This is a genomic window from Bacillus sp. UNCCL81, assembly GCF_900112535.1.
GTDB lineage: Bacteria > Bacillota > Bacilli > Bacillales > Bacillaceae_G > Gottfriedia > Gottfriedia luciferensis_B.
Genome location: NZ_FOMF01000020.1, coordinates 21,081 through 46,367 on the forward strand (window position 1 = coordinate 21,081; position 25,287 = coordinate 46,367).

Annotated in this window: 33 protein-coding genes; all 33 read left to right on the top strand. The window is 38.6% G+C overall.

Annotation, left to right across the window (positions count from 1 at the left end; all coding sequences use genetic code 11):
- Positions 1 to 188: 188 nt before the first annotated feature.
- The 33 genes from rpoB to rpsK all read left to right on the top strand — a co-directional run bounded on the left by rpoB (position 189) and on the right by rpsK (position 25,131).
- Complete coding sequence (rpoB, locus tag BM319_RS23375) at positions 189 to 3,719, top strand: DNA-directed RNA polymerase subunit beta (RefSeq protein WP_069033606.1); 3,531 nt, start codon at positions 189 to 191, stop codon at positions 3,717 to 3,719.
- Between the two features lie 47 nt (positions 3,720 to 3,766).
- On the top strand, positions 3,767 to 7,375 hold the full coding sequence (rpoC, locus tag BM319_RS23380; RefSeq protein WP_091024918.1) for a DNA-directed RNA polymerase subunit beta': 3,609 nt from the start codon (positions 3,767 to 3,769) through the stop codon (positions 7,373 to 7,375).
- A 248-nt stretch (positions 7,376 to 7,623) separates the two neighbouring features.
- Positions 7,624 to 8,046, top strand: coding sequence for a 30S ribosomal protein S12 (gene rpsL / locus BM319_RS23385; RefSeq protein WP_056467392.1), 423 nt, complete (start codon positions 7,624 to 7,626; stop codon positions 8,044 to 8,046).
- Positions 8,047 to 8,078: 32 nt separating this feature from the next.
- A complete protein-coding gene (rpsG, locus tag BM319_RS23390) occupies positions 8,079 to 8,549 on the top strand; it encodes a 30S ribosomal protein S7 (RefSeq protein ID WP_056467395.1) in 471 nt (156 codons plus the stop codon).
- A 235-nt stretch (positions 8,550 to 8,784) separates the two neighbouring features.
- Positions 8,785 to 10,863 carry an elongation factor G gene (fusA, locus tag BM319_RS23395; RefSeq protein WP_069033608.1) on the top strand — a complete coding sequence of 693 codons (2,079 nt, stop codon included), beginning with the start codon at positions 8,785 to 8,787 and terminating at the stop codon, positions 10,861 to 10,863.
- Between the two features lie 130 nt (positions 10,864 to 10,993).
- Positions 10,994 to 12,181 (top strand): elongation factor Tu, encoded by a 1,188-nt coding sequence (gene tuf / locus BM319_RS23400; protein WP_056467401.1) that lies wholly within the window; start codon positions 10,994 to 10,996, stop codon positions 12,179 to 12,181.
- 337 nt (positions 12,182 to 12,518) lie between these two features.
- Positions 12,519 to 12,827: a 30S ribosomal protein S10 gene (gene rpsJ / locus BM319_RS23405; protein ID WP_056467407.1), complete on the top strand. Its 309-nt coding sequence runs from the start codon at positions 12,519 to 12,521 to the stop codon at positions 12,825 to 12,827.
- 33 nt (positions 12,828 to 12,860) lie between these two features.
- The gene (gene rplC / locus BM319_RS23410; protein WP_056467410.1) at positions 12,861 to 13,490 is read left to right on the top strand and encodes a 50S ribosomal protein L3; all 630 of its coding nucleotides are present in this window, start codon (positions 12,861 to 12,863) and stop codon (positions 13,488 to 13,490) included.
- 27 nt (positions 13,491 to 13,517) lie between these two features.
- Positions 13,518 to 14,141, top strand: a complete 624-nt coding sequence (gene rplD, locus BM319_RS23415; RefSeq protein ID WP_091024920.1) for a 50S ribosomal protein L4 — start codon at positions 13,518 to 13,520, stop codon at positions 14,139 to 14,141.
- Positions 14,141 to 14,431, top strand: a complete 291-nt coding sequence (rplW, locus tag BM319_RS23420; protein WP_056467416.1) for a 50S ribosomal protein L23 — start codon at positions 14,141 to 14,143, stop codon at positions 14,429 to 14,431. Before rplD ends, rplW begins: the two co-directional genes overlap by 1 nt.
- Positions 14,432 to 14,462: 31 nt before the next feature.
- On the top strand, positions 14,463 to 15,293 hold the full coding sequence (rplB, locus tag BM319_RS23425; protein WP_056467419.1) for a 50S ribosomal protein L2: 831 nt from the start codon (positions 14,463 to 14,465) through the stop codon (positions 15,291 to 15,293).
- A 57-nt stretch (positions 15,294 to 15,350) separates the two neighbouring features.
- Positions 15,351 to 15,629, top strand: a complete 279-nt coding sequence (rpsS, locus tag BM319_RS23430; RefSeq protein WP_069033610.1) for a 30S ribosomal protein S19 — start codon at positions 15,351 to 15,353, stop codon at positions 15,627 to 15,629.
- A gap of 17 nt (positions 15,630 to 15,646) precedes the next feature.
- Positions 15,647 to 15,988: a 50S ribosomal protein L22 gene (rplV, locus tag BM319_RS23435; RefSeq protein ID WP_056467425.1), complete on the top strand. Its 342-nt coding sequence runs from the start codon at positions 15,647 to 15,649 to the stop codon at positions 15,986 to 15,988.
- Between the two features lie 3 nt (positions 15,989 to 15,991).
- Entirely contained in the window at positions 15,992 to 16,651 is a 660-nt protein-coding gene (gene rpsC / locus BM319_RS23440) for a 30S ribosomal protein S3 (protein WP_056467428.1), read from the top strand.
- A gap of 2 nt (positions 16,652 to 16,653) precedes the next feature.
- Positions 16,654 to 17,088, top strand: a complete 435-nt coding sequence (rplP, locus tag BM319_RS23445) for a 50S ribosomal protein L16 (RefSeq protein ID WP_069033611.1) — start codon at positions 16,654 to 16,656, stop codon at positions 17,086 to 17,088.
- Entirely contained in the window at positions 17,078 to 17,278 is a 201-nt protein-coding gene (gene rpmC / locus BM319_RS23450; protein ID WP_056467434.1) for a 50S ribosomal protein L29, read from the top strand. Before rplP ends, rpmC begins: the two co-directional genes overlap by 11 nt.
- Positions 17,279 to 17,299: 21 nt before the next feature.
- Positions 17,300 to 17,563 carry a 30S ribosomal protein S17 gene (gene rpsQ, locus BM319_RS23455; RefSeq protein ID WP_069033612.1) on the top strand — a complete coding sequence of 88 codons (264 nt, stop codon included), beginning with the start codon at positions 17,300 to 17,302 and terminating at the stop codon, positions 17,561 to 17,563.
- Positions 17,564 to 17,609: 46 nt separating this feature from the next.
- The gene (gene rplN / locus BM319_RS23460; RefSeq protein WP_056467440.1) at positions 17,610 to 17,978 is read left to right on the top strand and encodes a 50S ribosomal protein L14; all 369 of its coding nucleotides are present in this window, start codon (positions 17,610 to 17,612) and stop codon (positions 17,976 to 17,978) included.
- Positions 17,979 to 18,034: 56 nt separating this feature from the next.
- A complete protein-coding gene (gene rplX / locus BM319_RS23465) occupies positions 18,035 to 18,346 on the top strand; it encodes a 50S ribosomal protein L24 (protein ID WP_056467443.1) in 312 nt (103 codons plus the stop codon).
- 28 nt (positions 18,347 to 18,374) lie between these two features.
- A complete protein-coding gene (gene rplE, locus BM319_RS23470; RefSeq protein ID WP_069033613.1) occupies positions 18,375 to 18,914 on the top strand; it encodes a 50S ribosomal protein L5 in 540 nt (179 codons plus the stop codon).
- A 34-nt stretch (positions 18,915 to 18,948) separates the two neighbouring features.
- The gene (locus BM319_RS23475; RefSeq protein WP_056467450.1) at positions 18,949 to 19,134 is read left to right on the top strand and encodes a type Z 30S ribosomal protein S14; all 186 of its coding nucleotides are present in this window, start codon (positions 18,949 to 18,951) and stop codon (positions 19,132 to 19,134) included.
- A 33-nt stretch (positions 19,135 to 19,167) separates the two neighbouring features.
- Complete coding sequence (gene rpsH, locus BM319_RS23480; protein ID WP_056467453.1) at positions 19,168 to 19,566, top strand: 30S ribosomal protein S8; 399 nt, start codon at positions 19,168 to 19,170, stop codon at positions 19,564 to 19,566.
- Between the two features lie 30 nt (positions 19,567 to 19,596).
- Entirely contained in the window at positions 19,597 to 20,133 is a 537-nt protein-coding gene (gene rplF, locus BM319_RS23485) for a 50S ribosomal protein L6 (RefSeq protein WP_069033614.1), read from the top strand.
- A gap of 33 nt (positions 20,134 to 20,166) precedes the next feature.
- Complete coding sequence (gene rplR / locus BM319_RS23490; RefSeq protein ID WP_069033615.1) at positions 20,167 to 20,529, top strand: 50S ribosomal protein L18; 363 nt, start codon at positions 20,167 to 20,169, stop codon at positions 20,527 to 20,529.
- 20 nt (positions 20,530 to 20,549) lie between these two features.
- Entirely contained in the window at positions 20,550 to 21,050 is a 501-nt protein-coding gene (gene rpsE, locus BM319_RS23495; RefSeq protein WP_056467462.1) for a 30S ribosomal protein S5, read from the top strand.
- A 15-nt stretch (positions 21,051 to 21,065) separates the two neighbouring features.
- Entirely contained in the window at positions 21,066 to 21,248 is a 183-nt protein-coding gene (rpmD, locus tag BM319_RS23500) for a 50S ribosomal protein L30 (protein ID WP_056467464.1), read from the top strand.
- 30 nt (positions 21,249 to 21,278) lie between these two features.
- Positions 21,279 to 21,719 (top strand): 50S ribosomal protein L15, encoded by a 441-nt coding sequence (gene rplO, locus BM319_RS23505; RefSeq protein ID WP_056467467.1) that lies wholly within the window; start codon positions 21,279 to 21,281, stop codon positions 21,717 to 21,719.
- 1 nt (position 21,720) lies between these two features.
- Complete coding sequence (gene secY, locus BM319_RS23510; RefSeq protein WP_069033616.1) at positions 21,721 to 23,028, top strand: preprotein translocase subunit SecY; 1,308 nt, start codon at positions 21,721 to 21,723, stop codon at positions 23,026 to 23,028.
- Positions 23,029 to 23,077: 49 nt separating this feature from the next.
- Complete coding sequence (locus BM319_RS23515) at positions 23,078 to 23,728, top strand: adenylate kinase (protein WP_056467472.1); 651 nt, start codon at positions 23,078 to 23,080, stop codon at positions 23,726 to 23,728.
- A gap of 226 nt (positions 23,729 to 23,954) precedes the next feature.
- Positions 23,955 to 24,173, top strand: coding sequence for a translation initiation factor IF-1 (infA, locus tag BM319_RS23520; RefSeq protein WP_056467475.1), 219 nt, complete (start codon positions 23,955 to 23,957; stop codon positions 24,171 to 24,173).
- Between the two features lie 38 nt (positions 24,174 to 24,211).
- Entirely contained in the window at positions 24,212 to 24,325 is a 114-nt protein-coding gene (gene rpmJ, locus BM319_RS23525) for a 50S ribosomal protein L36 (RefSeq protein WP_000868344.1), read from the top strand.
- Positions 24,326 to 24,346: 21 nt separating this feature from the next.
- The gene (rpsM, locus tag BM319_RS23530; protein ID WP_056467478.1) at positions 24,347 to 24,712 is read left to right on the top strand and encodes a 30S ribosomal protein S13; all 366 of its coding nucleotides are present in this window, start codon (positions 24,347 to 24,349) and stop codon (positions 24,710 to 24,712) included.
- 29 nt (positions 24,713 to 24,741) lie between these two features.
- Entirely contained in the window at positions 24,742 to 25,131 is a 390-nt protein-coding gene (gene rpsK, locus BM319_RS23535; protein WP_056467481.1) for a 30S ribosomal protein S11, read from the top strand.
- The last annotated feature ends 156 nt before the right edge of the window (positions 25,132 to 25,287 follow it).

Genomic DNA, 25,287 nt, shown 5'->3' on the forward strand with positions numbered 1-25,287 from the left:
TGATTTTTTGAAAGTGGGTATATTTCTATATTCTTTGGAAATGATAGTAAAATGACTGTCGTTGAGTTTAATAAATGGTTTTCATTTTGAAACCATTTTATTTTTTGTCTAACAAGTAAGTGGCATTTTTCTGCTTATTTGTTACTATTTTTTTGTTATAAATACTCTTAATTTAAGGGGTGAATATGTTGACAGGTCAACTAGTTCAATATGGACGACACCGCCAACGCAGAAGTTATGCTCGTATCAGTGAAGTTTTAGAGTTACCTAACTTAATTGAAATTCAAACAGCATCTTACCAATGGTTTTTAGATGAAGGTTTGAGAGAAATGTTCCAAGACATTTCACCAATTGAGGATTTCACAGGTAATCTATCATTAGAATTCATTGATTACAGTTTAGGTGAGCCGAAGTATGTTGTAGAAGAATCAAAAGAGCGTGACGTAAACTACGCTGCTCCGCTTCGAGTAAAAGTTCGCCTATTAAATAAGGAAACTGGCGAAGTTAAAGAGCAAGACGTTTTCATGGGTGATTTCCCATTGATGACGGACACAGGCACATTCATTATTAATGGTGCTGAACGTGTAATCGTTTCACAATTAGTACGTTCTCCAAGTGTGTACTATAGTGGAAAGATAGACAAAAATGGTAAAAAAGGTTTTACGGCTACAGTTATTCCGAACCGTGGTGCTTGGTTAGAGTACGAAACGGACGCGAAGGATGTAGTTTATGTACGTATTGACCGTACAAGAAAATTACCTGTAACGGTACTACTACGTTCGCTTGGGTTTGGTACAGACCAAGAGATTCTAGACTTATTAGGCGAAAATGAATACCTACGTAATACTCTTGAAAAAGATAACACAGATAGCACTGAAAAAGCGCTTCTTGAAATCTATGAAAGATTACGTCCAGGTGAACCACCTACAGTAGAAAACGCTAAAAACCTATTAATTACTCGCTTCTTTGATCCGAAGCGTTATGACTTAGCTAGCGTTGGACGCTACAAAATAAATAAAAAATTACACATTAAAAATAGACTGTTTAACCAACGTATTGCAGAAACTCTAGTGGACCCAGAAACTGGTGAAATTATTGTAGAAAAAGGGACAACTCTTGATCGCCGTACGTTAGACCGTATTCTTCCATTCTTAGAAAAGAATATCGGTGAAAAAGTTGCTCACCCTGCTGGTGGCGTATTAGAAGATGAGATTACTTTACAATCTATTAAAATTTACGCTCCTGTAGAAGATGGTGAACAAGTTATTCAAGTTATTGGAAATGCGAATGTAAGCAAAAGTGTGAAAAACATTTCACCTGCGGACATTATTTCTTCAATTTCTTACTTCTTTAACCTGCTACATAACGTAGGTGACACTGACGATATTGACCATTTAGGAAATCGTCGTTTACGTTCAGTTGGTGAATTACTTCAAAACCAATTCCGTATCGGTTTATCTCGTATGGAACGTGTAGTACGTGAACGTATGTCAATTCAAGATACAAACGCAGTTACTCCACAGGCGTTAATTAATATTCGCCCTGTAATTGCTTCAATTAAAGAATTCTTTGGTAGTTCACAGTTATCTCAATTCATGGATCAAACAAATCCTCTTGCTGAATTAACTCATAAACGAAGACTATCAGCACTTGGACCAGGTGGTTTAACACGTGAACGTGCAGGATTTGAAGTACGTGACGTTCATTACTCTCACTATGGTCGTATGTGTCCGATTGAAACGCCTGAGGGACCAAACATCGGATTAATTAACTCACTTTCTTCTTATGCAAAAGTAAATCAATTTGGTTTCATTGAAACTCCATATCGTCGTGTAGACCCTGAAACAGGTCGTCTAACTGATAAAATTGACTATTTAACTGCTGATGAAGAGGATCTATACGTTGTAGCCCAAGCGAATGCACGTTTAGGTGAAGACGGAAGCTTCTTAGATGAAGATGTAGTAGCTCGTTTCCGTGGAGACAACACAGTTGTTAAACGTGAACGTATTGACTACATGGATGTATCTCCAAAACAAGTAGTATCAGCTGCGACAGCATGTATTCCTTTCTTAGAGAACGATGACTCAAACCGTGCCCTAATGGGAGCGAACATGCAACGTCAAGCAGTACCATTATTAAACCCTGAATCACCAATCGTAGGTACAGGTATGGAATACGTTTCAGCAAAAGACTCTGGTGCTGCAGTAATTTGTAAACACCCAGGTATCGTTGAACGTGTTGAAGCGAAAGAAGTTTGGGTACGTCGCTACTTAGAAGTAGATGGACAAAAAGTTAAAGGTGACCTTGATAAATATCGTATGTTAAAATTCGTACGTTCTAACCAAGGTACTTGTTATAACCAACGCCCAATCGTAAGTGTTGGTGACGAAGTAGTAAGAGGCGAAATTCTTGCAGATGGACCTTCAATGGAAAAAGGTGAATTAGCTCTAGGACGTAACGTATTAGTAGCATTCATGACATGGGATGGTTACAACTACGAGGATGCGATTATTATGAGTCGCCGTCTTGTTAAAGAAGATGTTTACACTTCAGTTCATATTGAAGAATATGAATCAGAAGCTCGTGATACAAAATTAGGACCTGAAGAAATCACTCGTGATATTCCAAACGTTGGTGAAGATGCACTTAAAAATCTTGATGAGCGTGGAATTATCCGAATTGGTGCGGAAGTTAAAGATGGAGATTTATTAGTTGGTAAAGTAACGCCTAAAGGTGTAACTGAATTAACTGCTGAAGAACGTCTTCTACATGCAATCTTCGGTGAAAAAGCTCGTGAAGTTCGTGATACATCTTTACGTGTTCCACACGGTGGAGGCGGAATTATTCTTGATGTGAAAGTATTCACTCGTGAAAACGGTGATGAATTACCACCAGGAGTAAACCAACTTGTTCGTGTTTATATCGTTCAGAAACGTAAAATCTCTGAAGGGGATAAAATGGCTGGACGACATGGTAATAAAGGGGTTATCTCTCGTATTTTACCAGAAGAAGATATGCCATTCTTACCTGATGGAACGCCAGTTGATATCATGTTAAACCCATTAGGGGTACCTTCTCGTATGAACATCGGTCAGGTATTAGAGCTGCACTTAGGTATGGCTGCAAGATATCTTGGCATTCATGTTGCTTCTCCAGTATTTGACGGAGCGCGTGAGGAAGATGTTTGGGGAACAATTGAAGAAGCTGGTATGGCACGTGATGCTAAAACTGTATTATATGATGGACGTAGTGGTGAGCCTTTCGATAACCGTGTTTCTGTAGGTGTCATGTATATGATCAAACTTGCACACATGGTTGACGATAAGTTACATGCTCGTTCAACGGGACCATACTCACTTGTTACGCAACAACCACTTGGTGGTAAAGCACAATTTGGTGGACAGCGTTTTGGTGAGATGGAGGTTTGGGCACTTGAAGCATACGGTGCTGCTTATACATTACAAGAGATCTTAACAGTTAAATCTGATGACGTTGTTGGCCGTGTGAAAACATATGAAGCAATCGTTAAAGGTGAAAATGTACCAGAACCAGGTGTTCCAGAATCATTCAAAGTATTGATTAAGGAATTACAATCTCTAGGTATGGATGTTAAAATGATGTCTGCAACAGATCAAGAAATCGAAATGCGTGATACTGAAGATGATGATGATCAAGCTTCAGAACATTTAGCGATGGATATGGAATACGTAAAAGAATAAGTATTATATTAGGGTAAAACCTTAGGACAGAAAGGGAGGTAGGCCCCTTGATAGATGTAAATAATTTCGAGTATATGAAGATCGGACTTGCATCGCCTGACAAAATTCGCTCGTGGTCATACGGGGAAATTAAAAAACCTGAAACAATTAACTACCGTACATTAAAACCTGAAAAAGATGGTCTTTTCTGTGAACGCATTTTCGGTCCTACGAAAGATTGGGAATGTCATTGCGGAAAATATAAACGTGTACGTTATAAAGGTGTAGTTTGTGATCGTTGTGGAGTTGAAGTAACTCGTGCAAAAGTACGTCGTGAGCGTATGGGTCACATTGAATTAGCTGCACCAGTATCACATATTTGGTATTTCAAAGGTATTCCAAGCCGAATGGGACTTGTTTTAGACATGTCCCCTCGTGCTCTGGAAGAAGTAATCTACTTTGCTTCTTACGTAGTAACAGAAGCTGGAGATACTCCTTTAGAAAAGAAACAATTGCTTTCTGAGAAGGAGTTCCGTGCTTATCGTGAGCGTTATGGTCAAACTTTCCAAGCATCTATGGGTGCTGAAGCAATTAAAAAACTATTAAGCGATATTAATCTTGAAAAAGATGTTGATTCATTAAAAGAGGAGTTGAAAACTGCTCAAGGTCAACGTCGTACAAGAGCAATTAAACGTTTAGAAGTTTTAGAAGCATTCCGTAACTCTGGTAATGAGCCTTCTTGGATGATCTTAGATGTGCTACCAGTAATCCCACCTGAATTACGACCTATGGTTCAATTAGATGGTGGACGTTTTGCAACTTCAGATCTAAACGATTTATATCGTCGAGTAATTAACCGTAACAACCGTTTAAAACGTTTATTAGACCTTGGTGCACCAAGCATCATCGTACAAAACGAAAAACGTATGCTTCAAGAAGCAGTTGATGCGTTAATTGACAATGGTCGCCGTGGCCGTCCAGTTACTGGACCAGGTAACCGTCCATTAAAATCTCTTTCTCACATGCTTAAAGGTAAGCAAGGGCGTTTCCGTCAAAACTTACTTGGTAAACGTGTTGACTACTCTGGCCGTTCGGTTATCGTTGTAGGACCAAACTTACAAATGTATCAATGTGGATTACCAAAAGAAATGGCAATTGAATTATTCAAGCCATTCGTGATGAAAGAATTAGTAGAGCGTGGATTAGCACATAACATTAAGTCTGCGAAACGTAAAATTGAGCGTTTACACCCTGAGATTTGGGATGTATTAGAATCAGTTATTCGTGAGCATCCGGTGTTACTAAACCGTGCCCCAACTCTACACAGACTTGGTATCCAAGCGTTCGAACCTACATTAGTAGAAGGCCGTGCAATCCGTCTTCATCCACTTGTATGTACTGCATACAATGCCGATTTTGATGGTGACCAAATGGCTGTTCACGTACCGTTATCAAGTGAAGCACAAGCAGAAGCTCGTATCCTAATGCTTGCAGCACAAAACATCCTTAACCCGAAAGATGGTAAGCCAGTAGTTACACCATCTCAAGATATGGTATTAGGTAACTATTACTTAACTCTTGAGCGTGCAGGCGCTGTCGGTGAAGGTATGGTATTTAAAGATATCAATGAGGCGTTAATTGCATACCAAAATGGTTATGTACATTTACATTCTCGTGTTGCTGTTGCAGCAAATTCATTAAATAACGAAACATTTACTGAAGAACAAAAAAATTCATTATTAATTACAACGGTTGGTAAGTTAATCTTCAATGAAATCTTACCTACTTCGTTCCCATATATTAATGAACCTACTCAGAGTAATCTTGAGAAGGAAACTCCTCAGATGTATTTTGTATCTAAAGGTTCGAATATTAAAGAAATCATTGAAAGCAGAGAAGAAATTGCTCCTTTCAAAAAGAAAATACTTGGAAATATCATCGCAGAAGTATTTAAACGTTTCAAAATTACTGAAACATCAAAAATGCTAGACCGCATGAAGGATCTTGGATTTAGACACTCTACTAAAGCTGGTATTACAGTTGGTGTATCCGATATCATCGTATTACCGGAGAAGCAGTTAATTATTGCTGAAGCTCAAGAAAAAGTAGATAAAGTACTAAAACAATTCCGTCGTGGTTTAATCACAGAAGATGAGCGTTATGATCGTGTAATCGCTATTTGGAGTGATGCGAAGGATGTAATTCAAGGAAAACTGATGGCTTCCCTAAATAAACGTAACCCTATCTTTATGATGAGTGACTCTGGTGCCCGTGGTAACGCATCAAACTTTACTCAGCTTGCAGGTATGCGTGGTCTGATGGCCAACCCGGCTGGTCGTATTATCGAGTTACCAATCAAATCTTCATTCCGTGAAGGTCTAACGGTACTTGAATACTTCATCTCTACACACGGTGCACGTAAAGGTCTTGCCGATACAGCACTAAAAACAGCCGATTCAGGTTACTTAACTCGTCGTCTAGTTGACGTTGCACAAGATGTAATCGTTCGCCAAGATGATTGTGGTACTGACCGTGGATTACATGTTAAGGCAATTAAAGAAGGTAACGAAATTATTGAAGGATTATACGATCGTTTAGTTGGTCGTCATTTACGTTCAACTATACGCCACCCAGAAACAGGTGTATTACTTGCTCAAGAGAACGATTTAATTACAGAAGACTTAGCTCGTGAAATTATCGATGCTGGTATTGAAGAAGTTAATATTCGTTCTGCGTTCACATGTAATACTAACCATGGAGTATGTAAAAAATGTTATGGCCGTAACTTAGCTACAGGTGCTGAGGTTGAAGTTGGTGAAGCAGTAGGTATTATTGCTGCACAATCAATCGGTGAACCAGGTACACAGTTAACGATGCGTACATTCCATACAGGTGGGGTAGCAGGAGACGATATTACTCAAGGTTTACCTCGTATTCAAGAACTATTTGAAGCACGTAATCCTAAAGGTCAAGCAGTTATTTCTGAAATTGATGGTATTATCTCAATTTCTACTGACGCTAAAGATAAACAAGAAATTATTGTTCAAGGCTCAGTTGAATCTAGAAACTACCCAGTTCCTTATGGCGCTAGACTAAAAGTTCAAGAAGGTGAATCAATTGAACGTGGTCAAGTAATGACAGAAGGTTCAATCGATCCGAAAGAACTGTTAAAAGTAAAAGGTACAAATGCTGTTCAAGAATACTTACTACGTGAAGTGCAAAAAGTATACCGTATGCAAGGGGTAGAAATTGGCGATAAGCACGTAGAGGTAATGGTACGTCAAATGCTGAAGAAAGTTCGTGTAATGGATGCAGGTGAGACAACTTTACTACCTGGTACATTATTAGAACTACACCAGTTTACTGAAGCGAATAAAGAAGCTTTATTTGCAGGTAAACAACCAGCTACTGCGCGCCCATTATTACTAGGTATTACAAAAGCATCATTAGAAACAGACTCATTCCTATCTGCTGCATCATTCCAAGAAACAACGCGTGTATTAACAGACGCTGCGATTAAAGGAAAACGTGATGAGTTGCTAGGATTAAAAGAGAATGTTATTATAGGTAAGTTGGTTCCAGCTGGTACAGGTATGAACAGATACCGTAAAGTAGATCTTGTTAAAGATTTAACTGAATCAGTTGAAATGAACGAAGAAGTATTAGTTGAAAAATAAACTTAAAATATTTTCAAACTTGAGTTGACATCATTTGATGAAAAATGATAAGATATTCAAGGTTGCTCCTAGACAATAGCACTGCTAATCTAAGCAGGTTAGATCCGGGGCTAATTTAGGAATATACAGTAGTTAAAACTGTTTTTGTGAGAAGGAGGGCTTCCTTCTTCTTGCAAAAACTTTGTTTTCAACTTATTATGAACCACCTGGATGTGTGGTCTTATAAATATTTGAAGGGAGGAAAACTCATGCCTACTATTAACCAGTTAGTGCGTAATGGACGTACTTCTAAAGTATGGAAATCAAAATCACCAGCATTAAATAAAGGTTTCAACTCATTAAAGAAAAAATCAACTGATTTATCAGCTCCACAAAAACGTGGTGTTTGTACTCGTGTTGGTACAATGACTCCAAAGAAACCAAACTCAGCTTTACGTAAATATGCTCGTGTGCGTTTAACTAACCAAATCGAGGTAACTGCTTATATCCCAGGTATCGGACACAACTTACAAGAGCACAGTGTTGTTCTTATCCGTGGTGGACGTGTAAAAGATTTACCGGGGGTACGTTACCATATCGTTCGTGGTGCATTAGATACTGCAGGTGTTGACAAACGTATGCAAGGTCGTTCTAAATATGGAACTAAGAGACCAAAAGCAGCTAAGAAGTAATAAATAACAACTAGCCGAAAGGAGGAAATAACATGCCACGTAAAGGTCCTGTTGCAAAAAGAGATGTATTGCCAGATCCACTTTATAATTCAAAATTAGTTTCTCGTTTAATCAACAAAATGATGATTGACGGAAAAAGAGGAAAGTCTCAAGCTATCTTATACGGAGCATTTGAATTAATCCAAGAACGTTCTGGTAAAGAACCAATGGAAGTATTCGAAGCAGCTCTTAAAAATATCATGCCAGTTCTAGAAGTTAGAGCTCGTCGTGTTGGTGGTTCAAACTACCAAGTACCAGTTGAGGTTCGCCCTGAGCGCCGTACAACTTTAGGTCTTCGCTGGTTAGTTAACTATGCTCGTCTTCGTGGAGAAAAAACGATGGAAGAGCGTTTAGCTAATGAAATTCTTGATGCAGCTAACAACTCAGGTTCTGCAGTTAAGAAACGTGAAGATACACACAAAATGGCAGAAGCGAACAAAGCGTTTGCTCACTACCGTTGGTAAGATTAAAAGCAATTTAGTTATTTCTGCACATAATGAATGTTGGTTAAGTCGTTCACCTATTTCTAATTTAGCTTGCTAGATTAAATAGGTGAACGTCGGATTACATAATTTAGGATGACATAATAGTTCCTTGCTTGTAGTGCTTGCTTAACTTAATAACATGAAGTATGTATAGGAATAACTTTTTCTTGTACTAAAAAATCCTAACTAATACTGGAAGGGAGAAAGAACCCTGATGACTAGAGAGTTCTCCTTAAATAACACTCGTAATATCGGGATCATGGCTCACATTGATGCTGGTAAAACAACAACAACAGAGCGTATCCTTTATTACACAGGTCGTATTCACAAAATTGGTGAAACTCATGAAGGAGCTTCACAAATGGACTGGATGGAGCAAGAGCAAGAGCGTGGTATCACAATCACATCTGCTGCTACAACAGCTCAGTGGAATAACCACCGTGTAAATATCATTGATACTCCAGGTCACGTAGACTTCACTGTAGAAGTTGAACGTTCACTACGTGTACTTGATGGCGCAGTAGCAGTACTTGATGCTCAATCAGGTGTTGAGCCTCAAACTGAAACAGTTTGGCGCCAAGCAACTACTTACGGAGTTCCACGTGTAGTATTCGTTAACAAAATGGATAAAATCGGCGCGGATTTCTTATACTCTGTAGGTACGTTACATGACCGTTTACAAGCTAACGCACACCCAATCCAATTAGCGATGGGTGCTGAAGATAACTTCTGGGGTATTGTTGACCTAGTTGAAATGAAAGCTATTAAGTATAATAATGACTTAGGAACTGACATTGAAACAATCGAAATTCCAGAAGAATATCAAGAACTAGCTGAAGAGTACCGTGGTCGTTTAATCGAAGCGGTAGCTGAGTTAGATGAAGAATTAATGATGAAATACCTTGAAGGTGAAGAAATCACAATTCCTGAATTAAAAGCTGCTATTCGTACAGCTACATGTTCAGTACAATTCTACCCAGTAGTTTGTGGTTCTGCTTTCAAAAACAAAGGTGTTCAATTAATGCTTGATGCAGTAATTGACTACCTACCATCTCCATTAGATGTACCAGCTATCAAAGGAACATTACCTGATACTGATGAAGAGAAAATCGTTCCTTCAAGTGATGAAGAGCCTTTCGCTGCATTAGCATTCAAAATCATGACTGATCCTTATGTTGGTAAATTAACGTTCTTCCGAGTATACTCAGGTACGTTAGAATCTGGTTCATACGTTCAAAACTCTACAAAAGGTAAGCGTGAGCGTGTAGGACGTATCCTACAAATGCATGCTAACTCTCGTCAAGAGATTTCGAAAGTATACGCTGGAGATATCGCTGCTGCTGTAGGTCTTAAAGACACTACAACTGGTGATACTTTATGTGATGAAAAGAATCTAGTAATTCTTGAGTCTATGGAGTTCCCTGATCCAGTTATCTCAATTGCGATCGAACCAAAATCTAAAGCTGACCAAGATAAAATGGGTCAAGCATTAGTTAAATTAACTGAAGAAGATCCAACTTTCCGTGCACATACTGACCAAGAAACTGGTCAAGTAATCATCGCTGGTATGGGTGAGCTTCACCTTGATATCATCGTTGACCGTATGCGTCGTGAATTTAAAGTAGAAGCTAACGTTGGTGCTCCTCAAGTAGCATACCGTGAAACTTTCCGTTCTTCTGCACAAGTAGAAGGTAAATTCGTTCGTCAATCAGGTGGACGTGGACAATTCGGACACGTTTGGATTGAATTCTCACCAAACGAAGAAGGAAAAGGCTTCGAATTTGAAAATGCAATCGTTGGTGGTGTTGTTCCTCGTGAATACATCCCAGCTGTAGCTGCAGGTCTTGAAGATTCCCTTAAAAATGGTGTATTAGCTGGTTTCCCACTAATCGACATTAAAGCGAAATTATTCGATGGATCTTACCATGATGTTGACTCAAACGAGATGGCGTTTAAAGTAGCTGCTTCATTAGCTCTTAAAAATGCTGTTAAGAAATGTAACCCAGTTCTACTTGAACCATTAATGAAAGTAGAAGTTGTTATCCCTGAGGAATACTTAGGAGATATCATGGGTGATATTACATCTCGTCGTGGACGCGTTGAAGGTATGGAAGCACGCGGTAACGCTCAAGTTGTTCGTGCTATGGTACCACTTTCAGAAATGTTTGGTTATGCAACTTCATTACGTTCTAACACTCAAGGTCGTGGAACGTTCTCAATGGTATTTGACCATTACGAAGATGTACCAAAATCAATTTCTGAAGAAATTATTAAAAAATATAAAGGTGAGTAATTGATTATTTAGTTCTCATCATGTATAACTATTTATGTTAGATGTTAGCTATAAGGGGTACAAGTTACCCTTTATAGCATAATAATAAAACTAAAAATTAATTTTCTTAATTATAAGGAGGATTTTTACAATGGGTAAAGCTAAATTCGAACGTGTAAAACCACACGTTAACATTGGTACAATCGGACACGTTGACCATGGTAAAACTACATTAACTGCTGCTATTACAACTGTATTAGCTAAAGTAGGTGGAGCTGAAGCTCGCGCTTACGATCAAATCGACGGAGCTCCAGAAGAAAGAGAGCGTGGAATCACAATCTCTACTGCACACGTTGAGTACGAAACAGAAACTCGTCACTATGCACACGTTGACTGCCCAGGTCACGCTGACTATGTTAAAAACATGATCACTGGTGCTGCTCAAATGGACGGTGGTATCTTAGTAGTATCTGCTGCTGATGGTCCAATGCCTCAAACTCGTGAGCACATCCTTTTATCTCGTCAAGTAGGTGTACCTTACATCGTAGTATTCATGAACAAATGTGACATGGTTGACGATGAAGAGTTACTTGAATTAGTTGAAATGGAAATCCGTGATCTATTATCAGAATACGAATTCCCTGGCGATGACATTCCAGTAATCAAAGGTTCTGCACTTAAAGCTCTTGAAGGAGATGCTGCGTGGGAAGCTAAAATTCATGAATTAATGGCTGAAGTTGATTCTTATATCCCAACACCAGCTCGTGAAACTGACAAGCCTTTCTTAATGCCAGTTGAGGATGTATTCTCAATCACTGGTCGTGGAACAGTTGCTACTGGTCGTGTTGAGCGTGGTATCGTTAAAGTTGGTGACGTAGTAGAAATCATCGGTCTTGTTGAAGAGCCAAAATCAACTACTGTAACAGGTGTTGAAATGTTCCGTAAACTTCTTGACCAAGCAGAAGCTGGAGATAACATCGGTGCACTTCTTCGTGGGGTTGCTCGTGACGATATCCAACGTGGTCAAGTTTTAGCTAAACCAGGTTCAGTTAAACAACACACTAAGTTCAAAGCTGAAGTTTACGTTTTATCTAAAGAAGAAGGTGGACGTCACACTCCATTCTTCGCTAACTACCGTCCACAATTCTATTTCCGTACAACTGACGTAACTGGAATCATCCAATTACCAGAAGGCGTTGAAATGGTTATGCCTGGCGACAACATCGAAATGACTGTTGAGTTAATCAACGCAATCGCTGTTGAAGAAGGAACTAAGTTCTCTATCCGTGAGGGTGGACGTACTGTAGGCGCTGGCGTAGTTGCTACAATCGTTGAATAATTAAACTTAAAAGCTTAGAAGATCTTTTCTTCTAAGCTTTTTTTTATAAGTTAATTGGAAATATTTAAAATATGCAATATAACCGATTCTTGCTTGATTTTAATAATTGAAGATAATATAATAACTAAGTACTGAAGACGACGAGAACATTATTTATCTAAACTTATAACAAATGCTTGCAATAGCATTATTTTTTATGTATAATAGATGATGTTGGTCTTTGACTGCGTAGAAGTGGAAGGTTGCTGATACACCCGGCCGCTTTGCCATGGCGAGTGTAAGGAAATTTCCATGGAGTATGTCTATTATTTAAATAGGCGAAAAAGGAGGGAAAATTATGGCAAAAGAAAAAATTCGTATTCGTTTAAAAGCTTATGATCACCGTATTTTAGATCAATCTGCAGAGAAAATCGTTGAAACAGCGAAACGTTCTGGTGCTTCTGTATCTGGTCCGATTCCGTTACCAACTGAGAAATCAGTTTACACGATCCTTCGTGCGGTTCATAAATACAAAGATTCTCGTGAGCAATTCGAAATGCGCACTCACAAACGTTTAATCGATATCGTGAATCCAACTCCTCAAACAGTTGATTCATTAATGAGACTAGATTTACCATCTGGCGTTGATATTGAAATCAAACTTTAATAACATTATATATAAATTCAGGAGGTGTGACTTATGACTAAAGGAATCTTAGGGAAAAAGATCGGTATGACACAAGTATTTGCTGAAAACGGCGAGTTAATTCCAGTAACTGTAATCGAAGCTACTCCAAACGTGGTTTTACAAAAGAAAACTACTGAAACTGATGGCTACGAAGCTATCCAAATCGGTTTCGCTGACAAACGTGAAAAATTAGCTAACAAACCAGAAAAAGGGCACTCTGCTAAAGCAAACACTGCACCTAAGCGCTTCGTTCGTGAACTTCGCAACGCTGACGTATCAGCTTATGAAGTTGGTCAAGAAGTCAAAGTAGATATTTTTGCAAATGGTGACATCGTTGATGTAACTGGAACTTCAAAAGGTAAAGGATTCCAAGGTAGCATTAAGCGCCACGGACAATCTCGTGGACCAATGTCTCACGGTTCTCGTTACCACCGTCGTCCAGGTTCAATGGGTCCTGTTGCTCCGAACCGTGTATTCAAAAACAAAGCTTTACCTGGTCAAATGGGTGGAGAAAAAGTAACTGTACAAAACCTACAAATCGTTAAAGTTGACGTTGAACGTAACTTACTTTTAGTAAAAGGTAATGTACCAGGTTCTAAAAAATCTTACGTAACAATCCGTACTGCGGTTAAATCTAAATAATTAATTTAGAAGAAAGGAGGAAATAAAATGCCTAAAGTTACTATGTTTAATCAAACAGGTGCTCAAGTAGGAGAAATCGAATTAGCTGATGCTGTATTCGGAATCGCTCCAAACGAACATGCTTTATTTGATGCTGTAATGATGCAACGTGCATCTTTACGTCAAGGTACACACAAAGTTAAAACACGTTCTGAAGTACGTGGTGGTGGTCGCAAACCATGGAGACAAAAAGGAACTGGCCGTGCTCGTCAAGGTTCAATCCGTTCTCCACAATGGCGTGGTGGTGGTATCGTATTCGGTCCAGCTCCAAGATCATACTCATATAAAAAACCTAAAAAGGTACGTCGCTTAGCGATTAAATCAGCTTTATCTACTAAAGTATTAGAACAAAGCATGCTAGTTCTTGAAGATTTAGCGTTAAACGCACCAAAAACAAAAGATATGGTTACTGTATTAACTGGCTTATCAGTTGCTAAGAAAGTTTTAATCGTAACAGCTGACCTAAATGAAAACGTAGCTTTATCTGCTCGCAATATCCCTGGAATCACAGTTCTTGCAGCAAATGAAGTAAACGTAATCGACGTTTTACATCATGATACATTAATCATGACTAAAGCTGCGGTGGAAAAAGTAGAGGAGGTGCTTGCGTAATGAAGGATCCTCGTGATATTATCAAACGCCCAGTTATCACTGAAGCTTCTATGGAAGCAATCGCTGAAAAAAAATACACTTTTGAAGTAGATGTAAGAGCTAACAAAACTGAAGTTAAAGATGCTGTTGAAGCAATCTTCGGTGTTAAAGTAGAAAAAGTTAACGTAATGAACTACAAAGGTAAGTTTAAACGTATGGGTAAACATGCTGGTTACACAAACCGTCGTAGAAAAGCAATCGTTAAATTAACTGCTGATAGCCAAGAAATTACATTATTCGAAGGCGTTTAATACTAACTACTAGAAAAGGAGGGAAATTACGATGGGAATCAAAAAGTATAAACCAACCACTAACGGTCGCCGTGGTATGACTACTAATGATTTTGCTGAGATCACTACTGACAAACCAGAAAAATCATTATTAGCTCCACTTAGTAAAAAAGCTGGCCGTAATAACCAAGGTAAAATTACTGTTCGTCACCAAGGTGGTGGACACAAACGTCAATACCGTATCATCGATTTCAAACGAGATAAAGATGGTATACCAGGACGCGTTGCTACAATCGAGTACGATCCAAACCGTTCTGCAAACATTGCGTTAATTAACTACGCTGATGGAGAAAAACGTTACATCCTAGCTCCTAAAAACTTAGTAGTAGGAATGGAAATCGTTTCAGGTCCTGAAGCAGATATTAAAGTAGGTAACGCTTTACCACTTGTAAACATTCCAGTAGGTACTACAATTCACAACATCGAGTTAAAACCAGGTCGTGGAGGACAATTAGTACGTTCAGCTGGTACTTCTGCTCAAGTATTAGGTAAAGAAGATCGTTATGTACTAGTTCGTTTAAACTCTGGTGAAGTACGTATGATTTTAGCAACTTGCCGCGCGACAGTAGGTCAAGTTGGTAACGAACATCACGAACTTATTAACATCGGTAAAGCAGGTCGTTCTCGTTGGATGGGTAAACGCCCAACTGTACGTGGATCTGTAATGAACCCAGTTGATCACCCACACGGTGGTGGTGAAGGACGCTCTCCAATCGGACGTAAATCACCAATGTCTCCATGGGGTAAACCAACTCTTGGTTACAAAACTCGTAAGAAAAACAAAGCGTCAGACAAGTTTATCGTTCGTCGTCGTAAAAAATAACGCGATTGTGCTACGGTTCACTAGAACCGTAGGTCAATCACGAAGGGAGGTACCACAATGGGACGCAGCCTGAAAAAAGGTCCATTTATTGATGATCACTTATTAGCTAAAGTTGAGAAATTAAACGAGACTGACTCTAAGCAAGTTGTTAAAACTTGGTCACGTCGTTCGACTATTTTCCCACAATTTATCGGACATACTATTGCAGTGTACGATGGTCGTAAACACGTACCTGTATATGTATCGGAAGATATGGTAGGTCACAAACTTGGTGAATTTGCTCCAACTCGTACTTATAAAGGTCACGATGCGGATGACAAGAAAACTAGAAGATAATGAGAGGAGGCACTCCAATGCAAGCTAAAGCTGTACTGAGAACAGTTCGTATCGCTCCTCGTAAAGTTCGTCTAGTAGTCGATTTAATCCGAGGTAAACAAGTTGGCGAAGCGATCGCAATCCTTCGACACACACCAAAAACTGCTTCTCCTGTTGTAGAAAAATTATTAAAATCTGCTATTGCTAACGCAGAGCACAACTATGATATGGATGTTAATAACTTATACATCGAAAAAGTATTCGTTGATGAAGGTGCTACTTTAAAACGTTTCCGCCCTCGTGCACAAGGACGTGCTAGCGCAATCAACAAACGCACAAGCCACATTACAATCGTGGTATCAGAGAAGAAGGAGGGATAATCGATGGGACAAAAGGTAAATCCAGTCGGACTTCGTGTTGGTATTATTAAAGATTGGGAATCTAAATGGTACGCTGAAAAAGATTACGCTGATCTTTTACATGAAGACATCAAAATTCGTGAGTACATCAGCACTCGTTTAAAAGATTCTGCTGTTTCTAAAGTAGAAATCGAAAGAGCTGCTAACCGTGTAAACATTACTGTTCACACTGCAAAACCAGGTATGGTAATCGGTAAAGGTGGTTCGGAAGTTGAAGCTCTTCGTAAAGCTTTAAACAACCTTACTGGCAAACGTGTTCATATCAACATCATCGAAATTAAAAGAGCAGATCTTGATGCTAAATTAGTAGCTGAAAACATCGCTCGTCAATTAGAAAACCGTGTTTCTTTCCGTCGTGCTCAAAAGCAAGTACTTCAACGTGCTATGCGTGCTGGTGCATTAGGTATTAAAACACAAGTTTCTGGTCGTCTTGGCGGAGCAGATATTGCTCGTTCAGAATCATATAGTGAAGGTACAGTGCCACTTCATACATTACGTGCGGATATCGATTATGCAACTGCAGAAGCAGATACAACATACGGTAAACTAGGCGTAAAAGTATGGATCTACAAAGGTGAAGTTCTTCCTACAAAAAAGAAAGCTTCTGAGGAAGGAGGAAATTAATTATGTTAATGCCTAAACGTGTTAAATATAGAAGAGAGCATCGTGGAAAAATGCGCGGACGTGCCAAAGGTGGTACTGAAGTAGCATTTGGTGAATTCGGTTTACAATCTACTGAAGCTTCTTGGATTACTAACCGTCAAATTGAAGCAGCGCGTCGTGCAATGACTCGTTACATGAAACGTGGCGGTAAAGTATGGATTAAAATCTTCCCTTCTAAACCTTACACAGCTAAACCTCTTGAGGTTCGTATGGGTAGCGGTAAAGGTGCTCCTGAAGGTTGGGTAGCAGTCGTTAAACCAGGAAAAATTATGTTCGAAATCGCTGGTGTATCTGAAGAAGTAGCTCGTGAAGCACTACGCTTAGCAGCTCACAAATTACCAGTTAAATGTAAGTTTGTAAAACGTGAAGACAATGGTGGTGATTCTAATGAAAACTAATGAGATTCGCGATCTTACCACTGCTGAAATTGAATTAAAAGTGAAATCTCTTAAAGAAGAGTTATTCAATCTTCGTTTCCAATTAGCTACAGGACAATTAGAGAACACTGCTCGTATCCGCGAGGTTCGTAAAGCAATTGCTCGTATGAAAACTGTAGTTCGTGAAAGAGAAATTAACTCTAATAATTAATGATGAGGGGAGGTTTGCACAGTGAGCGAACGTAACCAACGTAAAGTTTACACAGGACGTGTAGTTTCTGATAAGATGGATAAGACAATTACTGTTGTAGTTGAAACTTATAAAACACATAAACTATACGGAAAACGCGTTAGATATTCTAAGAAATATAAAGCGCACGATGAGCTAAACACTGCAAAAGTTGGCGATATCGTAAAAATCATGGAGACTCGTCCATTATCAGCTACAAAACGTTTCCGTTTAGTTGAAATCGTAGAAGAAGCTGTTATTATCTAATAGATGATCGGATATCATTCTTAATCCGAAAGGAGGTCAATTTGACATGATCCAACAAGAAACTCGTTTAAAAGTTGCTGACAATTCAGGTGCACGTGAATTACTTACTATTAAAGTATTAGGTGGTTCAGGCCGTAAAACTGCTAACATCGGTGATATCATCGTATGTACAGTAAAACAAGCAACACCAGGTGGCGTTGTTAAAAAAGGTGATGTAGTTAAAGCTGTTATCGTTCGTACGAAACGCGGTGTTCGTCGTCCAGACGGTACTTACATCAAATTTGATGAAAACGCAGCTGTTATCATTAAAGATGATAAGAGCCCACGTGGTACTCGTATTTTCGGACCAGTTGCACGTGAATTACGTGATAGCAACTTCATGAAAATCGTATCATTAGCTCCAGAAGTACTTTAATTAATGTACTTTAATAAATACTTCAGAAAGCCTTATTAAGGAGGTGCACGAAGAAGATGCATGTAAAAAAAGGTGATAAAGTTCAAGTTATCTCTGGTAAAGACAAAGGAAAACAAGGTGTTATCCTTGCTGCTTTTCCAAAGAATAACCGCGTACTAGTTGAAGGTGTTAACATCATTAAAAAACACTCAAAACCTACTCAAGCTAACCCACAAGGTGGCATCATCGAGAAAGAAGCACCAATCCATGTTTCTAATGTTATGGCATTAGATCCAAAAACTGGAGTACCTACACGCGTAGGTTACCAATTAGTGGATGGTAAAAAAGTACGTATTGCAAAAAAATCAGGCGAATTACTTGATAAATAATAGAAATTTATGAAAGGAGGTCAACTGAATGAACCGCCTAGTCGAGAAATATCAAAATGAAATCACTCCTGCTCTAGTGAGCAAGTTTAACTATAAATCAGTTATGCAAGTGCCAAAAATTGAAAAGATCGTCATCAACATGGGTGTTGGTGAGGCTGTTTCAAATTCAAAAGCATTAGATACTGCTGTTGAGGAATTAACTTTAATCGCAGGTCAAAAACCTGTTGTTACTAGAGCTAAAAAATCAATCGCTCAATTCCGTCTTCGTGAAGGAATGCCTATCGGTGCTAAAGTTACATTACGCGGTGAGCGTATGTACGAATTCTTTGAGAAATTAGTTTCTGTAACTTTACCTCGTGTACGTGACTTCCGTGGAATCTCTAAAAAAGCATTCGATGGCCGTGGAAACTACACTTTAGGTGTTAAAGAGCAATTAATCTTCCCAGAGATCGATTATGATAAAGTAAACAAAGTACGTGGTATGGACATCGTTATTGTAACTACTGCAAATACTGATGAAGAAGCTCGTGAAATGCTAACATTATTCGGAATGCCTTTTCAAAAATAATGAAAGCCAGCGCTAAAGAAGAGGAGGCGAAAACGTGGCTAAAAAATCAATGATTGCGAAACAAAAACGTGCTCAGAAATTTAAAGTACAAGAGTATACACGTTGCGAACGTTGCGGACGTCCACACTCAGTATTACGTAAATTTAAACTTTGCCGTATTTGTTTCCGTGAACTTGCTTATAAAGGACAAATCCCTGGCGTTAAAAAAGCTAGTTGGTAATTCTATAGATATTAGGAAGGAGGTTATCTGAACATGGTCATGACAGATCCTATTGCAGATATGCTTACTCGCATTCGTAATGCGAACATGGTACGTCACGAGAAATTAGAATTCCCAGGTTCTAACCTAAAGAAAGAGGTTGCTGAAATTCTAAAACGTGAAGGTTTCATCCGTGACGTTGAGTACATTGAAGATGATAAACAAGGTATCATCCGTATTTTCTTAAAATATGGTGTGAACAACGAACGTGTTATCACTGGATTAAAAAGAATTTCTAAGCCTGGCTTACGTGTATACGCGAAAGCTGACGAAGTACCTCGCGTACTTAACGGTTTAGGTGTTGCTATTGTTTCAACATCTAAAGGTGTAATGACAGATAAAGAAGCTCGTCAAGCAAAAACTGGTGGCGAAATCTTAGCATACGTTTGGTAATATAACACAGAGAGAATGGAGGTGTAGTGAATGTCTCGTGTTGGTAAAAAAGAACTTGTAATTCCTGCTGGAGTTACTCTTACTAATAACAACAATACTATTACAGTAAAAGGACCTAAAGGTGAGTTAACTCGTACTTTTAGCCCTGATATGACAATCGAAGTTAACGAGAACGTATTATCAGTTGCACGTCCAACTGATAACAAAGAGCACCGTGCTCTTCATGGTACAACTCGTGCTATCTTAGGTAACATGGTTGAAGGTGTAACTAATGGTTATACTCGTAACCTTGAATTAGTTGGGGTAGGTTACCGTGCGACTAAAACAGGTGACAAACTTGTTCTAGCTGTTGGTTATTCTCACCCAGTTGAGATCACTCCTGAAAATGGTGTTGAAATCGAAGTACCTTCAAATACTAAAATCAGTATTAAAGGTATCGACAAAGAACGTGTAGGTGCTCTTGCTGCTTACATTCGTCAAGTACGTCCACCAGAGCCTTACAAAGGTAAAGGTATCCGTTACGAAGGCGAAATGGTTCGTCGTAAAGAAGGTAAAACTGCGAAGTAATCTATAACTAGATAAGAGAAAGGAGTGACCAAGATGATCTTTAAGGCTGATAAAAATGCAGTACGTAAAAAAAGACATGCTCGTGTTCGTACTAAATTATCTGGTACTCAAGAACGTCCACGTTTAAACGTTTACCGTTCAAACAACCATATCTATGCTCAAATCATTGATGATGTTAATGGTGTAACATTAGCAAGTGCATCAACTTTAGATAAAGAATTAACTTTAAATGGTACTGGTAACATCGAAGCAGCAACATTAGTTGGTAGCTTAGTTGCAAAACGTGCTACTGAAAAAGGTGTTTCTGTAGTTGTATTCGACCGCGGTGGTTACTTATATCATGGTCGCGTAAAAGCTTTAGCTGAAGCTGCTCGTGAAGCTGGTTTACAATTTTAATAAAAGAAGGAGGGACATACATGCGTCGCATTGATCCTAATAAATTAGAGCTTGAAGAACGCTTAGTTACGATCAACCGTGTTGCTAAAGTTGTAAAAGGTGGTCGTCGTTTCCGCTTTGCAGCATTAGTAGTTGTTGGTGACAAAAACGGTCATGTAGGTTTTGGTACTGGTAAAGCTCAAGAAGTACCTGATGCTATTCGTAAAGCTGTTGAAGATGCTAAGAAAAATCTAATTAATGTACCAATCGTTGGAACTACAATTCCTCACGTAATTACTGGTCGTTTTGGAGCTGGTGAAGTATTCTTAAAACCTGCTTCTGAAGGTACTGGAGTTATCGCTGGAGGTCCTGTTCGTGCGGTATTAGAACTTGCTGGGGTACATGATATTTTATCTAAATCTCTTGGTTCTAATACACCAGTAAACATTGTACGTGCTACAATCGAAGGTTTAAGTAACTTAAAACGTGCGGATGAAGTTGCAAAATTACGTGGTAAATCTGTAGAAGAATTACTAGGTTAATAAGGAGGGATAACGATGGCTAAACAGTTAGAAATTACCCTTACTCGCAGTGTAATTGGTCGTAAACAAGATCAAATCGCAACAGTTCGTGCTTTAGGTATTACTAAAACAAACCAAACTGTTGTTAAACAAGATAACGCTGCAATGCGTGGGATGATTAATAAAGTTTCTCACCTTGTATCTGTAAAAGAAATTTAATTGAACATGAATAAGTAAGGAGGTGCCCTAATGAAACTTCATGAATTAAAACCTACAGAAGGTTCTCGTAAAGTATCTAAACGTATCGGTCGTGGTATTGGTTCAGGTACTGGTAAAACTGCTGGTAAAGGTCATAAAGGACAAAACGCTCGTTCAGGTGGCGGTGTTCGTCTTGGATTTGAAGGTGGTCAAACTCCTTTATTCCGTCGTTTACCAAAACGTGGTTTCACTAACATCAACCGTAAAGATTACGCAATCGTTAATGTTGAAACGTTAAATCGCTTCGAAAACGGAACTGAAGTAACTCCTGAGTTACTGATCGAAACTGGTATTGTTCGTAAAGAATTAGCTGGTATTAAGATTTTAGGTAAAGGTAAGTTAGAAGTAAAACTTACTGTTAAAGCTCACAAGTTCTCATCTTCTGCAGTAGAGGCAATCGAAGCAGCTGGTGGAAATGCTGAGGTGATCTAAAATGTTCCGGACAATCTCCAACTTTATGCGCATTGCAGATATTAGAAAAAAAATATTCTTTACGTTATTAATGTTAATTGTATTTCGTATTGGAACGTTTATACCTGTTCCAAACGTCAACGCTGATGTATTAGCATCTCAAGATAGTACGACGAGTATTTTCGGAGTGTTAAATACATTCGGTGGAGGAGCTCTTAAACAGTTCTCGATTTTTGCAATGGGTATAATGCCTTACATTACTGCTTCAATCATTATTCAGTTACTTCAAATGGACGTTGTTCCGAAGTTAACTGAATGGTCGAAGCAAGGTGAGATTGGTCGACGTAAATTGACTCAACTGACTAGATACATCACAATTATTCTAGGTTTTGTAGAAGCAATTGGATTATCAATCAGTATGAACAATGTTACTGGCGGAATGTTAATAGAAAATCCAGGTTGGTCAACCTATATTTATATAGCAATTGTACTAACAGCTGGAACATCTTTCTTATTGTGGTTAGGTGAGCAGATTACTGCTAAAGGTGTAGGGAACGGTATATCAGTTATCATCTTTGGCGGTATAGTTGCTGCTATTCCTAATACACTTCACCAAGTCTATCAGCAACAATTTCAAAATGCTGGAGACGCGCTATTCATGAACATCGTTAAGGTTGGCATAGTGTTTTTAGTTTTACTTTTAGTAATCGTAGCTGTAATTTACATTCAACAAGCTAATCGTAAAATTCCAATTCAATATGCTAAACGTAACAATGGTAATAATAGCTATGTCGGAGGACAATCTACTCACTTGCCATTAAAAGTAAATGGCGCTGGGGTTATTCCGGTAATCTTCGCTGTTTCATTTTTAATTACTCCTTCAACAATTGCATCGTTCTTACCAAGTAACAATGTGACTGAATGGATTAAAACGCATTTTACGTATAACAATCCATGGGGAATGGCATTTTATTTAATCTTGATCATTGCTTTCACATATTTTTATACTTTTGTTCAGGCAAATCCAGAGCAAATGGCTGAAAATCTTCAGAAGCAAGGTGGCTACATCCCGGGTATTCGCCCAGGTAAGAGCACTCAAGAATATATCATTAAAGTCTTATATCGTTTAACTTTCGTAGGAGCAATTTTCTTAGCTGTCATCGCTTTATTACCAATCGTATTTGGTAAAATTGCGAACTTACCACCTTCAGCTCAAATTGGAGGAACAAGTTTACTAATCGTAGTCGGCGTTGCGCTTGAAACAATGAAACAATTAGAAAGTCAGCTTGTTAAGAGAAACTACAAAGGCTTTATTAAAGAACGAGCATAGGGAAATGCATAATTCCCTATTGCTCACCTAATTTTGAGGAGGATTAACCATGAATTTAATTCTTATGGGGCTTCCTGGTGCAGGCAAAGGCACACAAGCTGAGAAAATTGTCGAAAAATACGGCATTCCTCATATATCTACTGGTGATATGTTCCGTGCAGCGATTAAAGACGGCACAGAACTAGGTCTTCAAGCAAAATCGTTTATGGATCAAGGTCATCTTGTTCCTGATGAGGTAACAATTGGTATTGTACGTGAACGATTAGCTAAAGATGATTGCCAAAACGGTTTTTTACTGGATGGTTTTCCTAGAACAGTTGCGCAGGCTGAAGCACTAGAAGAGACTCTGAAAGTAATGAATCGTAAAATTGACTTCGTGTTAAACATTCATGTAGACCAACAACTTTTAATTGAACGTTTAACAGGTCGTCGTATTTGCAAAGAGTGTGGAGCAACTTATCATTTAATTTTCAATCCACCTGTTGAAGAGGGTGTTTGCCCTAAATGTGGCGGAGAACTTTATCAACGTGCGGATGATAATGAAGAAACAGTTGCAAATCGCCTTGAAGTAAATATCAAACAAACTCAGCCTTTACTTGATTTCTATAATAATCTTGGTTATGTAAAAACAATTGAAGGTGAACAAGAGATTAATAAAGTTTTCAATGACATTGATAATCTTTTAAAAGAGTTAGTTTAATAATTGAACGATAAGATCGTCGTTCCTTGTGTATGACGTATTGTTGTTTCGTCAAAACTGATACTGTTATTAAAGCTTAAACATGGCTTTGCTTGGAACGATTGATATAATATAGGTCTTTAGTAGGCCAAAAATCTCCAACATATCAGAGCACTTTGGCTTAATGTTCCTAAGCGTATGTTTGCCTACAAGCAAGCTACTGATTTGAAGAAAGGAGAATGCCCTAATGGCGAAAGATGATGTAATTGAAATTGAAGGTACCGTTACGGAAACACTTCCGAATGCGATGTTCAAGGTTGAATTGGAAAATGGTCATGTCGTTCTTGCACACGTTTCTGGTAAAATTCGTATGAACTTCATTCGTATTCTTCCAGGTGACAAAGTTACTGTAGAACTATCTCCATATGATTTAACTCGTGGCCGTATTACGTACCGTTTTAAATAATAAATATGCACTCCGTAATCTACAAGGAGGTTGAAATCATGAAAGTGAGACCATCAGTAAAACCAATCTGTGAAAAATGTAAAGTTATCCGCAGACGTGGTAAAGTAATGGTAATTTGTGAAAATCCAAAACATAAACAAAAACAAGGTTAATAAAGAAGGAGGTGCACTAGAATGGCTCGTATTGCTGGTGTAGATATTCCTCGCGACAAACGCGTGGTTGTTTCTTTAACTTATGTATACGGAATCGGTCGTGCAACTTCTGAAAAAATCTTAGCTGAAGCTGGTATTTCAGAAGACACTCGTGTACGTGATTTAACAGAAGAAGAATTAGGTAAAATTCGTGAATTAATCGATAAGTTGAAAGTTGAAGGGGATCTTCGTCGTGAAGTTTCTTTAAACATTAAACGTCTAATCGAAATCGGTTCATATCGTGGTATTCGCCACCGTCGTAGCTTACCTGTTCGTGGTCAAAACACTAAAAACAATGCTCGTACTCGTAAAGGCCCACGCCGCACAGTAGCGAACAAGAAGAAATAATATTTTTTAAGTAAAGGAGGGTATTCAACATGGCACGTAAAACAAATGTACGTAAACGTCGTGTGAAAAAGAATATTGAAGCTGGTACAGCTCATATTCGTTCAACTTTCAATAACACAATCGTAACAATCACTGATGTTCATGGTAACGCAATTTCTTGGTCAAGCGCTGGATCATTAGGTTTCAAAGGATCTCGTAAATCTACTCCATTCGCTGCACAAATGGCTGCTGAAACTGCTGCTAAAGCTTCTATGGAACACGGTTTAAAAACTCTTGACGTAACTGTTAAAGGTCCGGGTGCTGGTCGTGAGGCTGCTATCCGTGCTCTTCAAGCTGCTGGTCTTGAAGTAACTGCTATCAGAGACGTTACTCCAGTTCCACATAACGGATGCCGTCCACCAAAACGTCGTCGTGTATAATTTGTCTGTATAAATTTTCAAAAATTGTCTATAATGGATTATGATATATGTTTGGCAAATATTAACAGACATCTCTTGTTGTGCACAATTAGGAACTGCCTAATAGGGACTTTCGGTTAGCATGGTCTAACCGAGGGTTTCGACGTTTTGAAGGAG